The organism is Thermococcus celericrescens (assembly GCF_001484195.1).
In the GTDB taxonomy this organism is placed as follows: Archaea; Methanobacteriota_B; Thermococci; order Thermococcales; family Thermococcaceae; genus Thermococcus; species Thermococcus celericrescens.
Map to the genome: position 1 here is coordinate 70,827 of NZ_LLYW01000025.1, position 15,623 is coordinate 86,449.

General features: G+C 55.5%; 13 protein-coding genes and 1 tRNA gene. 9 read left to right on the forward strand and 5 right to left on the reverse strand.

Going from position 1 to position 15,623, the window contains the following annotated elements; genetic code table 11:
• Positions 1-6: 6 nt before the first annotated feature.
• Genes APY94_RS07585 through APY94_RS07610 form a run of 6 tightly spaced genes read left to right on the forward strand, consistent with a single transcriptional unit; the run spans position 7 to position 5,638 of the window.
• A complete protein-coding gene (locus APY94_RS07585; RefSeq protein WP_058939053.1) occupies positions 7-912 on the forward strand; it encodes an LEA type 2 family protein in 906 nt (301 codons plus the stop codon).
• A gap of 43 nt (positions 913-955) precedes the next feature.
• Positions 956-1,474, forward strand: coding sequence for a DUF3201 domain-containing protein (locus APY94_RS07590; protein WP_058939054.1), 519 nt, complete (start codon positions 956-958; stop codon positions 1,472-1,474).
• A gap of 9 nt (positions 1,475-1,483) precedes the next feature.
• The gene (locus APY94_RS07595) at positions 1,484-2,635 is read left to right on the forward strand and encodes an RsmB/NOP family class I SAM-dependent RNA methyltransferase (protein WP_058939055.1); all 1,152 of its coding nucleotides are present in this window, start codon (positions 1,484-1,486) and stop codon (positions 2,633-2,635) included.
• A gap of 2 nt (positions 2,636-2,637) precedes the next feature.
• Positions 2,638-3,705, forward strand: coding sequence for a lysylphosphatidylglycerol synthase transmembrane domain-containing protein (locus APY94_RS07600; protein ID WP_058939056.1), 1,068 nt, complete (start codon positions 2,638-2,640; stop codon positions 3,703-3,705).
• 11 nt (positions 3,706-3,716) lie between these two features.
• Positions 3,717-4,805 carry a lysylphosphatidylglycerol synthase transmembrane domain-containing protein gene (locus tag APY94_RS07605; protein ID WP_058939057.1) on the forward strand — a complete coding sequence of 363 codons (1,089 nt, stop codon included), beginning with the start codon at positions 3,717-3,719 and terminating at the stop codon, positions 4,803-4,805.
• On the forward strand, positions 4,802-5,638 hold the full coding sequence (locus tag APY94_RS07610) for an NAD(+) kinase (protein WP_058939058.1): 837 nt from the start codon (positions 4,802-4,804) through the stop codon (positions 5,636-5,638). The genes APY94_RS07605 and APY94_RS07610 overlap by 4 nt, the downstream gene beginning before the upstream one ends.
• Before the next feature lie 54 nt (positions 5,639-5,692).
• Here APY94_RS07610 and APY94_RS07615 read toward each other — a convergent pair whose 3' ends face one another.
• The 3 genes from APY94_RS07615 to APY94_RS07625 all read right to left on the reverse strand — a co-directional run bounded on the left by APY94_RS07615 (position 5,693) and on the right by APY94_RS07625 (position 8,890).
• The gene (locus APY94_RS07615) at positions 5,693-6,490 is read right to left on the reverse strand and encodes a DUF835 domain-containing protein (RefSeq protein WP_058939059.1); all 798 of its coding nucleotides are present in this window, start codon (positions 6,488-6,490) and stop codon (positions 5,693-5,695) included.
• Positions 6,481-7,458 carry a bifunctional N(6)-L-threonylcarbamoyladenine synthase/serine/threonine protein kinase gene (locus APY94_RS07620; RefSeq protein WP_058939060.1) on the reverse strand — a complete coding sequence of 326 codons (978 nt, stop codon included), beginning with the start codon at positions 7,456-7,458 and terminating at the stop codon, positions 6,481-6,483. The genes APY94_RS07615 and APY94_RS07620 overlap by 10 nt, the downstream gene beginning before the upstream one ends.
• 115 nt (positions 7,459-7,573) lie before the next feature.
• Complete coding sequence (locus APY94_RS07625) at positions 7,574-8,890, reverse strand: acetate--CoA ligase family protein (protein WP_058939061.1); 1,317 nt, start codon at positions 8,888-8,890, stop codon at positions 7,574-7,576.
• 69 nt (positions 8,891-8,959) lie between these two features.
• Here APY94_RS07625 and coaD point away from each other — a divergent pair, with 69 nt between their 5' ends.
• The 3 genes from coaD to APY94_RS07640 all read left to right on the forward strand — a co-directional run bounded on the left by coaD (position 8,960) and on the right by APY94_RS07640 (position 10,325).
• Entirely contained in the window at positions 8,960-9,463 is a 504-nt protein-coding gene (gene coaD, locus APY94_RS07630) for a phosphopantetheine adenylyltransferase (protein ID WP_058939062.1), read from the forward strand.
• A gap of 32 nt (positions 9,464-9,495) precedes the next feature.
• On the forward strand, positions 9,496-10,176 hold the full coding sequence (gene tpiA / locus APY94_RS07635) for a triose-phosphate isomerase (RefSeq protein ID WP_058939063.1): 681 nt from the start codon (positions 9,496-9,498) through the stop codon (positions 10,174-10,176).
• 73 nt (positions 10,177-10,249) lie between these two features.
• Positions 10,250-10,325, forward strand: a tRNA-Gln gene (locus tag APY94_RS07640).
• Positions 10,326-10,630: 305 nt separating this feature from the next.
• On the opposite strand, the gene APY94_RS07645 is transcribed toward APY94_RS07640, so the two are convergent.
• Entirely contained in the window at positions 10,631-11,317 is a 687-nt protein-coding gene (locus APY94_RS07645) for an eL43 family ribosomal protein (RefSeq protein WP_058939064.1), read from the reverse strand.
• 49 nt (positions 11,318-11,366) lie between these two features.
• A partial coding sequence (locus tag APY94_RS07650) for a DNA-directed DNA polymerase II large subunit (protein WP_058939065.1) occupies positions 11,367-15,623 on the reverse strand: 4,257 nt, incomplete at its 5' end.

The following is a 15,623-nucleotide window of genomic DNA, read 5'->3' on the forward strand; positions in this document are numbered from 1 at the left end:
GGGAAAATGAAACTCAGATACATAATCGTCGGGCTGGCACTGGTCTTCATCGTATGGGCCGGGTACGTTGTCTACGCCGCCTCGACGCTGAGCCCGTCGATCAACGCCCAGTGGGGCTACGTGGACGAGGAAACAACCGAGATATGGATAGACGCAAAGCTCAACAGGCCCCTCCTCATCCCCGCCTCGATAGAGAACGTGACTATAGAGTTCACCGGGATACCCATCGCACGGGTCGAGAGGTTCGACTACAGCGCAACCGGCAGCGACGTGAGTATGGTTATGGCAATCGATAACCACAACCTCGTTCGCTCCCTCGCCAGGTACCTCGATGAGGGACAGCGGGGCACGGTTCTCATAACCCTCCACGGGAAGCTCCTGAAGGTGATACCCGTCGATGCGGACATTCAGCAGGAGATAAGTGAGAACGTGCTGGCGTACCTCAACTTCACCGCGGAGAGCAAGGAGCTCGCCGGAGGGCTAGTCAAGAGCCCTGCGCTGGTTGAGACGACCTTTGACTGGGCCGGTGAGAGGGACGGAAAGGCCGTTATCACAGCCCACATGAAGTTCTACAATCCCAACCGGTTCCCAATTCCGGTGAGCAACGTGAGCTTCGACGCCTACGCCAGCGGTATCAGAATCGGCTACGGGAAGACCATCAAAGGGGCAATCATACCAGCCAACGGCTACGCAACCATCGACGTCGAAACCTACATCGAAGAGGACTCCCTGCCGAAGGTCTGGGAGATACACATCAAGAGCGGTGAGGTCAGCAAGGTCAGGGCGGATATATTCTTCGACCTGAACGTTATGGACCAGCACTACAGCGTGAAACTCGCCAGCTACGAAGAAACCATCCAAACAGACATAATGGGCGAGCTCAACAGGATGCTCGGGGATATGCTCGGATGAAAGTTTTTAAGGGGCCTTTCTTTTTCCCTCTCTGGTGAGAAAAATGAACGTGAGAGAGATTCACGAGTTCCTCAACGAGATGTGGGAGAGCATATTCACCCTCAACGAGGAGCTTAAGCTCGAGCTCCCGAGGGAGGGCTTCAGGGTAGAGGACGTTGAGGAGGCCTTCGGTGCATACCTCTTCCTGGACGGCGAGTGGAGGCTCATGAAGTACCCGCACCCGGCCTTCGAGATAAAGCCCCAGATTGAGGTTGGCGCGACGCCGGAGAGCTACTACTTCGTCGTCGCGGTTCCAAAGGAAAGGATAAGCGAGAACTTCGTGGGCCTGTTCGTTGAGATATTCCCAAGGAGCTTCATATACGGCGCCCAGGATTTCCTCAGCGACGTATACAACTGGAGGCGCGACGGAAGGGTCTCCCCAACCGAGATACTTGAAAAAATCGAAGGGAGCAGTGAAAACCTCTTCCAGTTCGAGGCGAACTTCGGGAGCGCCGGGGCACTGAAGCAGGGGATTCTGAGGCTGATAGACCTCGGGAAGCGCTTTGAAATCTTCGACCTCTGAGGTGTCGCCATGAAACCGGAGGAAGCATTTCCTGAGGAGCTCAGGGAGTACTACCGCGGCCTTTTTGGGGAGGAAGCGGAGGATATAATGGCATCCCTCAGAACGCCGGTGGAGAAGTACTACATCCGAGTGAACACCCTGAAGACGAGCAGGCAGAGGCTCATGTCAATCCTCAGGAAGGAGGGCCTCAAGCCAAAGCGAAGTCCCTACCTCAAGGAGGGGATATACTTCGAGCGCGAAGGCCCAAACTTCCCGGACGACTACGAGCCCGGTCTCCCTGTCGTCCGCGCCAACAAGTTCGCAAGCGAGAGCGTCTATCAGGGGGCGATGCTCTACGCACCAGGGGTTCTGCAGGCGGACAAAAAAATCAAGCCCGGTGACGAGGTCGAGATACGCGACCCGAGGGGGCTTCTCGTCGGAATAGGCATTGCCAGAATGAGCGCCAAGGAGATGATAGTCTCGACAAGGGGGCTGGCAGTTGAGGTTACCCTGCCGAAGTTTAAGCTGCCGAGTTTGAGTGAGCTGGAGAGCTTCAGGGAGGGCCTCTTCTACGCCCAGAGCCTGCCCTCGATGGTTGTGGCTCACGTTCTTGAGCCGAGCGAGGAGGAGCTGATAGTGGACATGGCGGCCGCTCCAGGGGGCAAAACGTCCCACATAGCCCAGCTCATGCAGAACAGGGGCGAGATAATAGCGATGGACAAGTCCAGGAACAGGCTGAAAAAGATGGACGAGGAACTGAAGAGGCTCGGCGTAAAGAACGTTAAGCTGATCCACATGGACTCACGGAAGCTCCCGGAGCTGGGAATCGAGGCGGACAAGATACTGCTCGACGCACCGTGCACCGCCTTAGGAATAAGACCGAAGCTGTGGGAGAGCAGGACGCCAAAGGACATTGAGGCCACCGCACGCTACCAGAGGCACTTCATCAACGCCGCCATAAAATCCCTCAGGAAGGGCGGCGTTCTCGTTTACTCGACCTGCACGCTGAGCTACGAGGAAAACGAGGCCAACGTGAAGTACATTCTCGACAAAGGTTTAAAGCTCGAAGAGCAGAGCATCTTTATAGGTTCGAGTGGTATGGGCATAGATGAGGTTCAGAGGTTCTATCCGAACAGGCATCTGACCCAGGGCTTCTTCATAGCCAGGTTCAGGAAGGTGTAGGCATGGACTGGAAGAAGTACTCCCTCCTGGGCCTCGGTCTGCTCATAATAATCCTCCTGGTCTGGTGGGCCGGCCTAAAGGACGTTATCGAGATACTGAAGGGCGCGAGGCTGGAGTACTTCGCCCTGGCCATTCTGGCCTACGTCGCGGCCGTCATCATGTGGGCGCTGCGTTGGCGCGTCCTGCTAAAGAGCCTCGGCATAGACGCCCCGTTCAGAACCATAGTGGCTGGTCTCTTCGTCGGGGTCTTCATAAACAACGTAACCCCCGGCGCCAGGGGCGGCGGCGAGCCCGTCAGGATGTACTACATCTCCAAGCACACGAAGCAGCCCTACGGCCACGTCTTTGCGACCATAATGATGGACAGGATAATGGACGTCATTCCGGTCGTCGTCATGCTCCTCCTGGCGACAATCTACGTCTACAACCTCGGTTCGTTCTCGCTCACGCTGACGCTGCTCCTCCTCGACGTATTCTTCGCCATAATAACCCTCGCCACCGTTGGAATACTCCTGAGCGAGAGGAAGACGAAGAGAATCCTTTACTGGTTCTACCGCCTCTTCGGGAAAATAACGCCCAAGAAGGCAGCCAAGTACGAGGAGAAGTTCGTCCACGCGGTTGAGGTGAGCGTTCCCCAGTTCCAGGAGAACTTCAAACTCCTGATGAGGCACAAGGTGGCCTTCACGCTGTCGCTGATTTACTCATTCGCCTTCTGGTTCCTCGTCCTGCTCCGCTCCTACTTCATCTTCATCAGCATAAACAGCCCGATAAAGCTCCTCGACGTCATGGTCGTCCAGATGATAGGCATAGTGGTAGGAATGTTCATGATAATCCCCGGCGGAGCGGGAATAATAGAGGCCATAAACTCGGCCGTTTACGTTCTTCTGGGCATAAACAAGGAGATAGCGGTGACCGCAACGTTGCTGGAGAGGCTGATATCCTACTGGGCGCCGACGGCGATAGGAGGCGGTATAATGACCCACTTCGGCATCAAGGTGAGCCAAGACAAGAAGAAGCTGGAAGCGGAGGACGACAATGATATAAACGATGAACCCCAACAACGAGTTTGACGGTGTACATCATGGACTGGAAAAAAGGTGTTTTTTTCATTGGGGCCCTTATAGTCATAGGCGCCCTCATTAACTGGGCCGGAGCCCAGGGAATAGCCGAAATCCTCCGGGATTCGGACGTTAAGTACTTCCTCCTCGCCATCCTCGTTTACGTTCTCACCCTGGTCGCCTGGGCGCTCCGCTGGAAGGTTCTTCTCAAGGGGCTCGGGATAAAGGTCTCGTTCAGGGCAGTTTTCTCAGCCATATTCGTCGGAATGTTCTTCAACAACATCAGCCCCGGTGCCAAGGGGCTGGGGGAGTTCATAAGGGTTTACTACCTCGCCAAGAGGGTGAAGAGCCCCTACGGGCCGATGACCGCGAGCGTTATGATGGACAGGATTCTGGACCTGGTCCCCATCGCGGTGATGATGATTGTGGCGACCCTCCACGTCTACTGGCTCGGCGAGACCGGTCTTACAATCCCCATAATAATTCTCGATGTGGTTCTCATGGCTTTCTCCGCCCTCGTGATATGGCTCCTCATGAGCGAGACCAGGGCCCCCGGGGCCGTCTGGTGGATTTACCGGCTCTACTACAGGATATCCACGGGAAGGGCCGAGAAACGCAAGGATTCCTTCCGGAACATTGCGGAGGTGACAATTCCCAGGCTCCAGTCAGACTTCAGGATTCTCTCACAGGACAAGATAGCAACCGCCGTGGCGCTCTTCCACTCCTTCGTATACTGGGGGCTGACGATACTCCGCTACTACCTCGTCTTTCTTGCAATACGTTATCCGATAGCCCCGATGGACATAACCGTCGTTCTGATAGTGTCCATGGTCGTCGGGATGTTCGCAATAGTACCGGGAGGGGCCGGAATAATAGAGGCCGTCAACTCCGCGGTGTTCATCGCCCTGGGAATAAACCCTGAGTACGCGGTCACGGGGGTTCTCCTGGAGAGGCTGGTATCCTACTGGGGGCCGACGGTTGTAGGCTCCTTCGTGACCGCTGGCTACGAGGCCGAGGTTCCCGAGGAGGAGCTTCTGCTCCCCGCCCCGGATGAGGAAACACTGAAGAAGAAAATGGGAGAGGAAAAGAGAGGGGAAAGGGATGGGTCATGAAGTTCGGGATAGTGGCCAGAAGGGACAAGAAGGCGGCACTCAAGCTCGCCTACCGCGTCTACGACTTCCTCAAGGTCAGCGGGTACGACGTCTGCGTGGACAGCGACACCCACAGACACCTGCCGGAATTCGAGGAGGCGGACGTCTGCCCGCTTGAGGACTTCGACGTGGACTTCATCATCGTTATCGGCGGCGACGGGACCATACTGCGGGTCGAACACAGGACAAAGAGGGAGATACCGATCCTCGGAATAAACATGGGTACGCTGGGATTCCTCACGGAGGTCGAGCCCCACGAGGCCTTTTTCGCCCTCAGCAAGCTCATAGAGGGGGACTACCATATAGACGAACGCATAAAGCTAAGAACCTACCTCAACGGGGAGAACACTGTTCCAGATGCCCTCAACGAGGTGGCGATTCTGACGGGAATCCCGGGAAAGATAATCCACCTCAGGTACTACATCGAGGGCGGGCTGGCGGACGAAATCCGGGCCGACGGCCTGATAGTCTCGACGCCGACGGGCTCGACAGGCTACTCAATGAGCGCTGGCGGTCCCTTCGTTGACCCCCGCCTGGACGTGGTCGTTATAGCCCCCCTCGCCCCCATAGCGCTGAGCTCCAGGCCGATGATAATCCCATCCTACAGCACGATAGACGTGAGGAACCTCGCCCTCGAGAGGGAGATAATACTCGCCATAGACGGCCAGTTCTACACCTACCTGAAACCCGAGACAGAGATAACGATAAAGCTCTCACCCAGGAGGACAAAGTTCGTGCGCTTCACGGACGAGGTCTATCCAAAGTACACCGCAAGGCTGAAAAACAGGTTTTAACCCTCCGGGCAGGCAACTCCCCAAATCCCTTCAACACAGCCATCGGGAAAAACATCACAGGGGTTCGAATTCTTTGAGTAAAAACGATTTTTCGCGGGGGGAGATAACCGCGTCGTCCACGAACACCATGAGCGTAGCGTTGAACGCCATCAGGTAGTCCTTGACGTTCACCAGAAACTTGAAGACCGTCCTGAAGTCGTTGTAGAGCAGGAGATATTCCACAGAGTCTATAACGACGACGGATCCGGGATTCCGCTGAACGAACTGGAGTATGCTGTCCTGAAGGAGGTGGAGGGCTGTGGGGGGGATACCCCCGGAAACCTGAGTTATCCAGACCGCCTCAACGTGGCCCCTGTTGAAACCTTCGTACAGGTCAGGGGCGCGGGTAACAGCAAAAATCGGAAAATCGGCACTTTTGAGAAGCTCTATGATATCCGCAAGCCTATATTTGGAGAAGATAACGTAAGCACTCATCGATAGTGGGGACTTACCCGGGGAACTGCGAACCCGAACTTTCGGCTTTGAGCCAACCTCCACGGCAATGGACGGCATGTACCTTCTCTCAACCAGTGTAATGTAATGCACCACCGAGTAGATAACACCGAGTATGGAAACGAAATAGAGGGCCCATTCAATGGCATAAAAAGTATCCCCACAGCAGAAATCATCGATAACGTCAAGGAGCCTCCCGACCTCAGCAAGCAAAAGAAACAGGAAGGAATATTTTATCAGAATATTAAGCTCCGAGTCATACTTACCCATACGGCGATACAGAAAGATCACAACGTAACCAATCGCGAGCAGAAGGACGAGGTCCATACCCAACGTGTACCACGGAACTATCAACCCCATACTACCTCCACCTCATCGGTGCGGAACTTCTGATGCACCACGGTGTCCTCCAGCGAGAAGCGCACCCCCCCGCGGTACATTCTCAATCCGGTGTAGGCGATCATCGCCCCGTTGTCCCTGCAGAGGTCGTAGGGCGGAACGAAGAAGTCGATACCCCTGTCCTCCGTCATCGCTTTCAGCATCTCGCGGAGGCGGTTGTTGGCGGCGACGCCGCCGACTAGAACGACCTCATCCTTGCCGGTGTGAGCCACGGCCCTCTCAGTCACCTCGACGAGCGCCGAAAAGGCAGTCTCCTGGAAGGAGTACGCTAGGTCCTCCACGCGGTACTTCCCGGTTCTGTACTTCCTAACGGCCTCCGTGAGTATCCCCGAGAAGCTCAAATCCATCCCCTTAACCGCGTAGGGGAGCTCTATGTACCTCTCTCCCACGAGGGCGAGTTTTTCAATCTTCGGCCCACCCGGGAAGCCTATTCCCAGCTCCCTCGCGAAGGTGTCTATCGCGTTGCCTATGCCTATGTCAAGGGTCTCGCCGAAGACGCGGTAGCGGCCGCCTTCAAGGGCAAGAACCTGCGTGTTCCCGCCGCTGACGTAGAGGCCGACGGGGTCCCTAACGCCGAACATCTTGGTTATCTCCACGTGGGCGATGCAGTGGTTGACGCCGACTATGGGCTTCCGGTATTTTATCGCCAGCGCCCTCGCCGCCGTGGCAACGACGCGGAGACACGGTCCCAGCCCCGGCCCCTGGGAGAACGCTATAACGTCAACGTCCTCCATGTCTATTCCAGCCTCGCCAAGGGCATTTCTGAGAAGGGGCTTTAGAAGCTTCGAGTGATGTTCAGCCGCCTCCTTGGGGTGTATTCCCCCCTTCTCCGTCGTGAGAGTGTGGAATACGTTGGCCAGAACCTCTCTCTCGGTAACGATGCCTATGCCGAGAGTGTGGGCGGTACCTTCTATACCGAGCGCGATCATAGCGTTCTCAAATGAACCTAAAGGGTATAAAAGGCTACCGGAATTGAAACATGTACCGGAGTGACCTCCTCCCCGTCCTAAAGGGCGAGGCTTGTGGAAGAAAAAAGTCAAAACGCTATCCCCTCGCTAGCCAGGCGAGGGCTTTGGCGGCCCTCTCCGGGGTCGGGAAGTTCTTGACCCCGCGTCCCTCCAGCAGCTCAACCCCGTCCCTGACGAGCTCTCCCGCCATGAAGTTAACGATGACCGGCTTGTCGCATTCGGCCTCGATGATGGCTCTGGCTATCTCCTCGCTGGGCAGGAAGATGGGTGGCACGCAGATGATGAGGAGGGAATCCACGTTCTCATCCTTGCAAACGACCTCGATGGTTCTCCTATACCTCTCGTAGTCGGCGTCGGCTATCAGGTCTATCGGATTCCTCGTGGAGCACTGGGGCGGAAGGAATGAGCGGAGTTTGTCGAGGGTTTCATCACCCAGCTTAGCCATCTCAAGGCCCAGCCTTTCGAGCTTATCCGTTGCGAGAACACCCGGGCCGCCGGAGTTGGTAATAACCGCCACGCGCTTTCCAGCCCTGGAGTACATCTCGAAGGCCTTGGCAGCATCGAAGAGCTCCTCCATCTCCTCGACCTCGATGGCACCGGCCTGCCTGAAGGCCGCTCTGTAAATCTCGTAGCTCCCAGCGAGCGAGCCGGTGTGGGAAGCCGCAGCTCTGGCCCCACCCGCGCTCTTGCCGGCCTTGAGGATTATGACAGGCTTTCTGGCCGTCGCGTAGCGGAGGGCCTTCAAAAACCGCCTGCCGTCTCTAACGCCCTCGATGTAGAGAGCGATGACCTTTGTGTTCTCGTCGTCCGCGAAGTACTCCAAAAAGTCGCTCTCGTTCAGGTCGGATGCGTTTCCATAGGAAACGAAGGCGGAAAAACCGATTCCCTCGTCGTTGCCCATAGCTAAAGCCGCCCCTCCGAAGGCACCGCTCTGGCTGATCAGCGCTAATCCCCCGGGCCTAACGCGAACCTCAAAGGAGCCGAAGAACCGCCCGTGGACGCCGAATATTCCAGCGCAGTTGGGTCCGATGAGTCTGATGCCATGTTTTTTCGCTTTTTCAACCAACTCACGCTCAAGCTCCTCGTTCCCAACTTCGGAGAAGCCGGCGCTTATGACGACGGCGCCCGTGATCAGGGGGCCGATTTCGTCCATGAGTTCCGGAACGAACTTTGCCGGAATCGCGATTATGGCTGTGTCAACGGTCTCGTCGAGCCTCTCACGGATTTGGAGGGTCCTCCCGGCGACCTCAACGGTTCCACCCTTCGGGTTGACTGGGATTATTTCACCCTCAAAGCCGCCCTCCACGATGTTTCGGAGAATTTCGTAGGCTATGGCCCCCTTTTTGAACGAGCCGAACACCGCAACGCTTGAAGGGTAAAAGAAGTAATCCACATCACCACCTCCGGAAGAATCTCCACAGGCAATAAAAAAGCTTATTGGTTCGTCGCCCAAGGTACCCCCATGAGGAAGAAGTACAGAAAAGTCGTCGTCGGCGGAACCTTCGACAGGCTTCACCTGGGGCACAAGACCCTGCTGAGGAAGGCCTTCGAGGTGGGGGAATACGTTTACATAGGCCTGACATCTGACGAGATGATCAGGGACAAGCCCCACGCGGAAAAGATACTCCCATACGAGCTGCGTCTCAGGGATTTAATCAAGTTCTTCGAGGTCAACGGCTACTCCGGCTACCGCATTATCAAAATTCACACGGCGATAGGCTTCGCAGGGGAAATGAAGGGCCTCGAAGCCATAGTCGTGAGTGAGGAGACCTACAAGGGTGCCCTGGTGGTCAACCGGGCGCGTGAGGAAAACGGGCTGAGACCGCTTGAGATAGTAACCATCGGCCTCGTGAGGAGTTCCCTCGGCTCCAAAATCAGCTCCTCCCTCATAAGGGCAGGCCTCATAGACCCGTTTGGGAGGCCGGTTTCCAGTGGAAACGAAACTCCCCGACGGAAAGACGTTTAAGCCCTCGGGTAATAACACCTACGGTGATACCAATGTCGAAGCTGAAGGAGCCGATTATAGCGATTAACTTCAAGACCTACGCCCAGGCCACGGGCGAGGGCGCCCTGAGGATAGCCAAGGCTGCCGAGAAGGTTTGGAAGGAGACTGGGATAACCATCGTTGTTGCGCCACAGCTGGCCGACCTCTACAGAATAGCCCAGGAGGTCGAGATTCCCGTCTTCGCCCAGCACATTGACCCGATAACGCCGGGCAGCCACACCGGCCACGTTCTGCCCGAGGCCGTGAAGGAGGCCGGAGCGGTGGGAACGCTGCTCAACCACTCCGAGAACAGAATGGTTCTGGCGGATCTGGAGGCCAGTATAAGGCGCGCCGAGGAAGTCGGACTAATGACGATGGTCTGCTCAAACAATCCAGCCGTTAGTGCTGCGGTGGCAGCACTCGGGCCGGACTACGTTGCAGTCGAGCCGCCAGAGCTCATAGGAACGGGTATTCCTGTCAGCAAGGCCAAGCCGGAGGTCATCACCGACACCGTCGAGCTCGTTAAGAAGGTCAATCCGGACGTCAAAGTTCTCACGGGCGCGGGAATAAGCACCGGCGAGGACGTCAAGAAGGCTTTGGAGCTCGGAAGCGTCGGCGTTCTCCTCGCGAGCGGAGTTACAAAAGCCAAAGACCCAGAGAAGGCGATAAGGGATCTGGTGTCGCTGATTCTCTGAGCCCTTTTCAACTTTTTCTGGAGCAGAATGGGCTTAAGATTTATAAGTGGAGACTCTGCTTTTTCTATCGGGCAGCCCCGTGGTGTAGCGGCCAAGCATGCGGGACTTTGGATCCCGCGACCCGGGTTCGAATCCCGGCGGGGCTACCATAGAAACTTTGCCTTCGCAAAGTTTCATCAAAGTTCGTAGCTCCTTTTTGAAGAGTTAAGTTCTCGGTGATTTTCTCTCCAAAACTGCTGTTTTAAGGGCGAGGGCTTGCCAAATTGCTCTCTGTGCGAGGGTTTAACTCCAAAATAGACGCCCGTAGGGCGTCAAGGGGAAGTAAACCCCCTTTTAATGGGCTTCTTTAAAGTGTTCTCGCTTGAAAAATGGCAATGAAAACGCAAAATCCTTCACTATTTGGAAGTTCTTTGTGGTGAGCTACTAACTTTTGGTGAAGCTTTTCCCAAAAGCTTCAAAACGCAAACTCCTCCACGCCAAAGCTCTCCACGACCCTCTCGAAGTCCGTCTCCGGAGCGTAGGTAAAGCCGCACGTGGTGCACTTCAAAACCCCGTTCTCCTCGCTCAGCGGTGAGAAGCAGACGGGGCAGCGGTACTCCTCGCGGCTCAGCCTATCGTAAACCTCGTCCTTCATGACGAGCAGGTTGAGCTCGACCTCCCAGTCCTCGTGGAGCATTCCCCAGTAGGGAGTCTCAAGGGGATAAAAATCCTCAAGAATCAGGGCGTTTATTCCGATGCCCCTGATTCCAGGCGGTAGCTTGCCGGTCGGCTCTATGCTCACCACGTACTGGTCGTAGAACTCGATGTTCTCGGCGCGAACCGTCAAGCCGTGGGAGAGCCTTGAACGGAGGGGGATCACCTGAAGGAAAAGGCTTTCCCTCTCAACGTCCCAACTGGCGCTTACAGAGACGCTCCCCTTCGTGAAGAACTGGGTGATGTAGCGGTCGTCCCTCTCTTCGCCGGCAAGGTGAAAACCCAGCTTGCCCATCGCCCTTCCAAGGAAGTTCGGCCGGGGGAGCTTCCGATAGTTGATCAGATACTCCCCTATCCATCCCGCGAGGGGCATAGAATAGCCTATGAACACCTGCCTCTGAACCCGCAGGTAGGCCACGCTGGGGAGCAATTTGAACCCTGGGTTCATTCCCATCAAAGAAAGAGCGGCATAATGATATATATGATTAACGGAAAGGCTAGGAGCCGAAGAACTCGTCGAGGCTTATGCCCTTCTTTTTCTTCTTCATGGCGGCCTTTTCCTTCTTGACCGCCTTCTCGAACCCCTGCGATGGCTTTATCTTCTTCTCAGAGCGCTTGGAGGCCTTTTTGGATTCCTTCTTTTTCTCGGCATTGGACTTCTTCTTGAGCTTTCCGTTCGCCTTCAGCTCGTCGAGGTAGCCGTTTTTGCCGTTGGACTTTCCGGTACGGGCCTTTATCATCTTCTCGCAGACGTCGGCCGAGAAGCCCATCAGCGTTCTCTGCCTCTCAGGAAAGACGTTCTCGAAGAGTGTCTTTATGTCCTTCTCCGTTATGCATATCCTCTGCCTCGTGTAGTCGAGCACGTTGTACTTCGTAACGAGCATCTTTGCCGTGGGGAGGTACTTTTCTATAGCTCCCTTGCTGACCGTCAAAACGATCTTTCCGCCGCACTTGGGGCACTTGCCGGCCAGCGGAGGCCTTCTGTACTTCGTATTGCACTTCACACATCGGAACTCCTGCCTCGTGAAGCTCCTCAGGTTGCCCCTCAAATCCGGAACGAGGTGGGAGTTGATTATCGTTTCAGCCACGTGATGCTCATCAACCGCCCGTATGCGCTCCGCCAGGGCCAGCTGGCGCTCCACCTTCTCAACCATGTCGCCGAGCTGTTTATACAGGCTCATCTTCGGGCCGAGACCGATGTCGTCCGTATCGTGGGTAAACTTCAGACCCTCGTACATCTCCGGTTTGCCGAGCCTGTCCTCAACGCGCTCGATGAACTTAATCTCCTTCGGAGACTTCATCTCGTAGGTGGCGCTGTAGAATTCCAGAGGGTAGTAGCGGACGACGTCCATGTTGTGGACCTCGCTGTCAACCTCGCGCGGGTCGAGACGGGTCGTTACGACCAACGGAGCGTCCATCTTGCCGCCGCGCTTCTCAGGGAGGTAATACTTGCTGAAGTTGAGCAGGGCATCAAGGAGGAGCATGACAGCGTCCTCGTCACCATCGCATTGGTGTGTTACGATACTTTCATTAATCAGCACGTTGTGGTATTCTTTGGCATTAAGAGAGAACACAAAGTCATCCTTGGGTTTGACATATTCAACACGTCTGACTTTCAAAAGCCAACCGTTTTCTGATGAGTACCTGTCAGTTCCTGTAGATTTCTCCTTTCCGGGATGAAGAGAGTACACTGAGTTCTTGCGCTCGCTGACAAAGCCAATCTCCTCAAAGAATCTGTGATAGTACTGTCCCGCTATGTTAAGGGCATAAACCTTTGAAATGGGCGGTTCAGTCCCACGCTCAACGTGATACAGCCTGCCCCGGGCGTTTCCACGATTGGCGTTTTTGTCAACTGTGTCATACCCACGTATTCCAAACTTCCCAAGCAGCAGTGTCTCAACGTCCTCCAAGAGGGGCTTGTTAACACTATACACTACCACCCGAGGCACGGTCCTTAACGCACTCCCATCCCCCTCAAAGTAGGCCCTGAGCATCTCTACGACTGCTTCTTTCGGAAGGGTGTAAACCATTGATGGAACACGCTTAGTGTGGGCGTTTTTCCCAGCTTTGAGAACCTCTGTGAATAGCAGATAGAGAACGCGAGAACCCACGGTGACCTCCTCCCCCCGCTCGTGGATTCCAAAGCCGTCCCCAAAAGCTTCCCTGAGGACCTTCTTTAGATCCTCCCTCGCCTCTTCATCTGCGACTGAAAAGCTGATCTGGTAAACGCTCTCGCTTTCCCTCGCGTAGCCTTCGGCGAGATAATAACCAAGAACCCGCATCAGCGGTTTTATGGGAACTAACCGATTAACGGTAACCCTGTCCCGCTTAAAGGCAATCTTACAACCTGGAACCTTCGAAATCGGAATGTTCTTGGCTTTCAAAAGCTCCAGGAGTACGCTCAATGGAATGGAATCCCTTCTGATGTAATCGGCCTTAACGTGTTTCTCCAAACCGCGGGATCTAATCCACTCTCCTATTCCCCTAACCATTATCCGGTCCCAAAGCTCCCTGAACTCCCCTCTGGCAAACTCCTCAAGCAGATCAAGGTGTTCAACCTCCACCTCTGGAAACTCAAGTTTTGGAACCAATATCCTATCCCCTTCCTTCACCTCAAACGCCCTCTTCTCCACGAACTTTCCGTTTTCATAGACGAGAACAGGATGGTCAACTGTCGTTTCAAAGCTCCTCCCGAGTTCAAGCTCGAAGCGAATCAGGTGGTCGGTACTCGGAGCTTTTATCACGTCCTCGATGTCCGTGAGAACGACCTTGCCGCTATCAGGGTCGAAGGAATAAACCTTAATATTCCTCTTCGGCTTCCTTCTCACGTAAACCATGTTTTCATGACTCTCTTCCTCGAACAGCTCGTAAAGCTCGCGAAGGGTTATCCTAGCGGGTTTGCCATCTATCTGAACAAGGATTCTCGTGTCGCCGGGGAAGCAGTTCCTTCTCTTCGCTGCATGGTAATACGGGTGCGCATAGCCGACCAGAACGTCAGAGAAGCCGATTATCCTGCCGATGATTCCGGCGGAGGTATGCGGGGCAAGGCCGATGACGAGGTGCCCAACGAGGTCCTCCATTTTCTCGGCGTTGTAGAAGCGCGGAAGGCCGTAGAACTTCTCGAGGAGGTCGTCTATGAAGCGGGCCACCTTGAGGAGGTACCTTCCAGCCTCGTAGGGCAGTATGACATCCTGCACGCGGAGCTCGAGTATCTGGTCGTCCCGCTCTAGGGGCTTGCCCTCGAAGTCGTGGGTGTAGCCGAGCTCGCGGAGCTTCTCAACGCTCGTGCCTATTTCTTTTGGCTTGAAGTGGGTTATCGGGGCGTCGGTGGCGTCGAAACGAATGGTGCCATCTTTAAAGACGTAGACATCGTTTTTAGCCCTCAGGAGGCCCTTCTCAAGCGGCTCGGCCATCTTGTAGCCTGAGGTCATACCCTGGACGCCCTTGAGCTTGTCGATGCCGTAGACCTTGACGTTCTCCATAGCGGTGCGAAGAAGCTCGGAGGGCTTTATGGTCCTCCTCGCGTAGGGCTTAAGCTCGGTCCCGCATTTGGGACAGCGGAAGTCGAAGTTCTCGGCCTCGCTCTGCGAGTAATCAACGTTGCACTTGGCGCAGTGCCAAAGGAGTTCCTTCCTCGTTCCGCAACGCGGGCAGATGTGCTCCGGCCCGGTGTGGCCGCACTCTGGACAGCGGAAGAAGGCTATCTCCACGCTCGTTACCTTTCCTTCCTCGGCGGCCTTCTTGATGTCCCTGCTCGAGCCGCCGGCAAGACCAATCGGGAAGAGAACCTGCACCGGCGGCTTCATCTTCCTCTCCTTGGCCTTCTCCGGCCTTCCCATTCTCGCCCCAATCCAGCTTATTCCCCTATCGCGGAGCTTTATCCTGTTGTTTTCGTTGATGATGTCTATGGTGGTGTGGAAAGGCTTTGCCTTGAACTCCCATTCGAGGTTGCCCAGGGGTGTGAGCAGGGCGGCGCTCCAGGGGTAATCGATGACTATGACCTTTTTCCTCTCCCCAGTGCGCTCAAGCCTGTGGGGGAGGCCGAGGAGTTCAAGGTAGCGTTTGATTTTGGGGTCGTTGTCCAAAACGACTCTTCTCGCGAACTTGTTCTTCATATGCTCGTTCCACTCGATTTGAGCACCCAGCAGCGCCCGCTGGAGTTCCTCAACTTCCTCAGGTTTGAGTGTATTCCAGTAGAGGGTGTAGTATGGGTGGAGCGGGATGTCAAGAACGTTTGAGATGTGTATAGCAACCTCAACGTCAGGTCTCACGCGGAGGGGGTCTTTCAACAGGTTTTCGAGAAAGTCCGGGTTGAGTTCAATGTACTCCGCCGCCTCCTCGATGGCCTCGCGTGAATTGTCGGAGAACGGCCTAAGCTCGACCTCGTAGGTCTCGGCTATGGCCCCTACCAGCTCCTGAATCCACCATTCCTCCGAGTAGTTGGCGGGAAGAAGGGTCTGGTTGTTCTCCACGAAGTCTCCGAAGTTAACCAGCGCATCGCCGACGTAGAGTATCTCCTCCAGCTGGTCGCGGACCTTGAGGGCGGTCTCGTAGTCGTCCACGCGTATAACGCTCCCGTCCTTGAGCTTGACTATCGGCCCCTCGACCGTCGTTGCGGGGGTTACGATACAGCCCTTGCCGGGCCTTTCCGTCTTCATCTGGGTTCCAATCGCTATGAACTCGTCGAGGAGGAGCATGGTGGCGGGGTTGACGCTCCAGGTGGCGAATCCGCTGACGCGGGAGCGGCCGTAGCG

Coding starts and splice junctions, on each gene's coding strand:
- APY94_RS07645 (WP_058939064.1), bottom strand. CDS start 11,317: ATGAACCCAGGGTTCAAATTGCTCCCCAGCGTGGCCTACCTGCGGGTT.
- APY94_RS07595 (WP_058939055.1), top strand. CDS start 1,484: ATGAAACCGGAGGAAGCATTTCCTGAGGAGCTCAGGGAGTACTACCGC.
- APY94_RS07610 (WP_058939058.1), top strand. CDS start 4,802: ATGAAGTTCGGGATAGTGGCCAGAAGGGACAAGAAGGCGGCACTCAAG.
- APY94_RS07585 (WP_058939053.1), top strand. CDS start 7: ATGAAACTCAGATACATAATCGTCGGGCTGGCACTGGTCTTCATCGTA.
- APY94_RS07590 (WP_058939054.1), top strand. CDS start 956: ATGAACGTGAGAGAGATTCACGAGTTCCTCAACGAGATGTGGGAGAGC.
- coaD (WP_058939062.1), top strand. CDS start 8,960: ATGAGGAAGAAGTACAGAAAAGTCGTCGTCGGCGGAACCTTCGACAGG.
- APY94_RS07605 (WP_058939057.1), top strand. CDS start 3,717: ATGGACTGGAAAAAAGGTGTTTTTTTCATTGGGGCCCTTATAGTCATA.
- APY94_RS07615 (WP_058939059.1), bottom strand. CDS start 6,490: ATGGGGTTGATAGTTCCGTGGTACACGTTGGGTATGGACCTCGTCCTT.
- APY94_RS07600 (WP_058939056.1), top strand. CDS start 2,638: ATGGACTGGAAGAAGTACTCCCTCCTGGGCCTCGGTCTGCTCATAATA.
- tpiA (WP_058939063.1), top strand. CDS start 9,496: ATGTCGAAGCTGAAGGAGCCGATTATAGCGATTAACTTCAAGACCTAC.
- APY94_RS07620 (WP_058939060.1), bottom strand. CDS start 7,458: ATGATCGCGCTCGGTATAGAAGGTACCGCCCACACTCTCGGCATAGGC.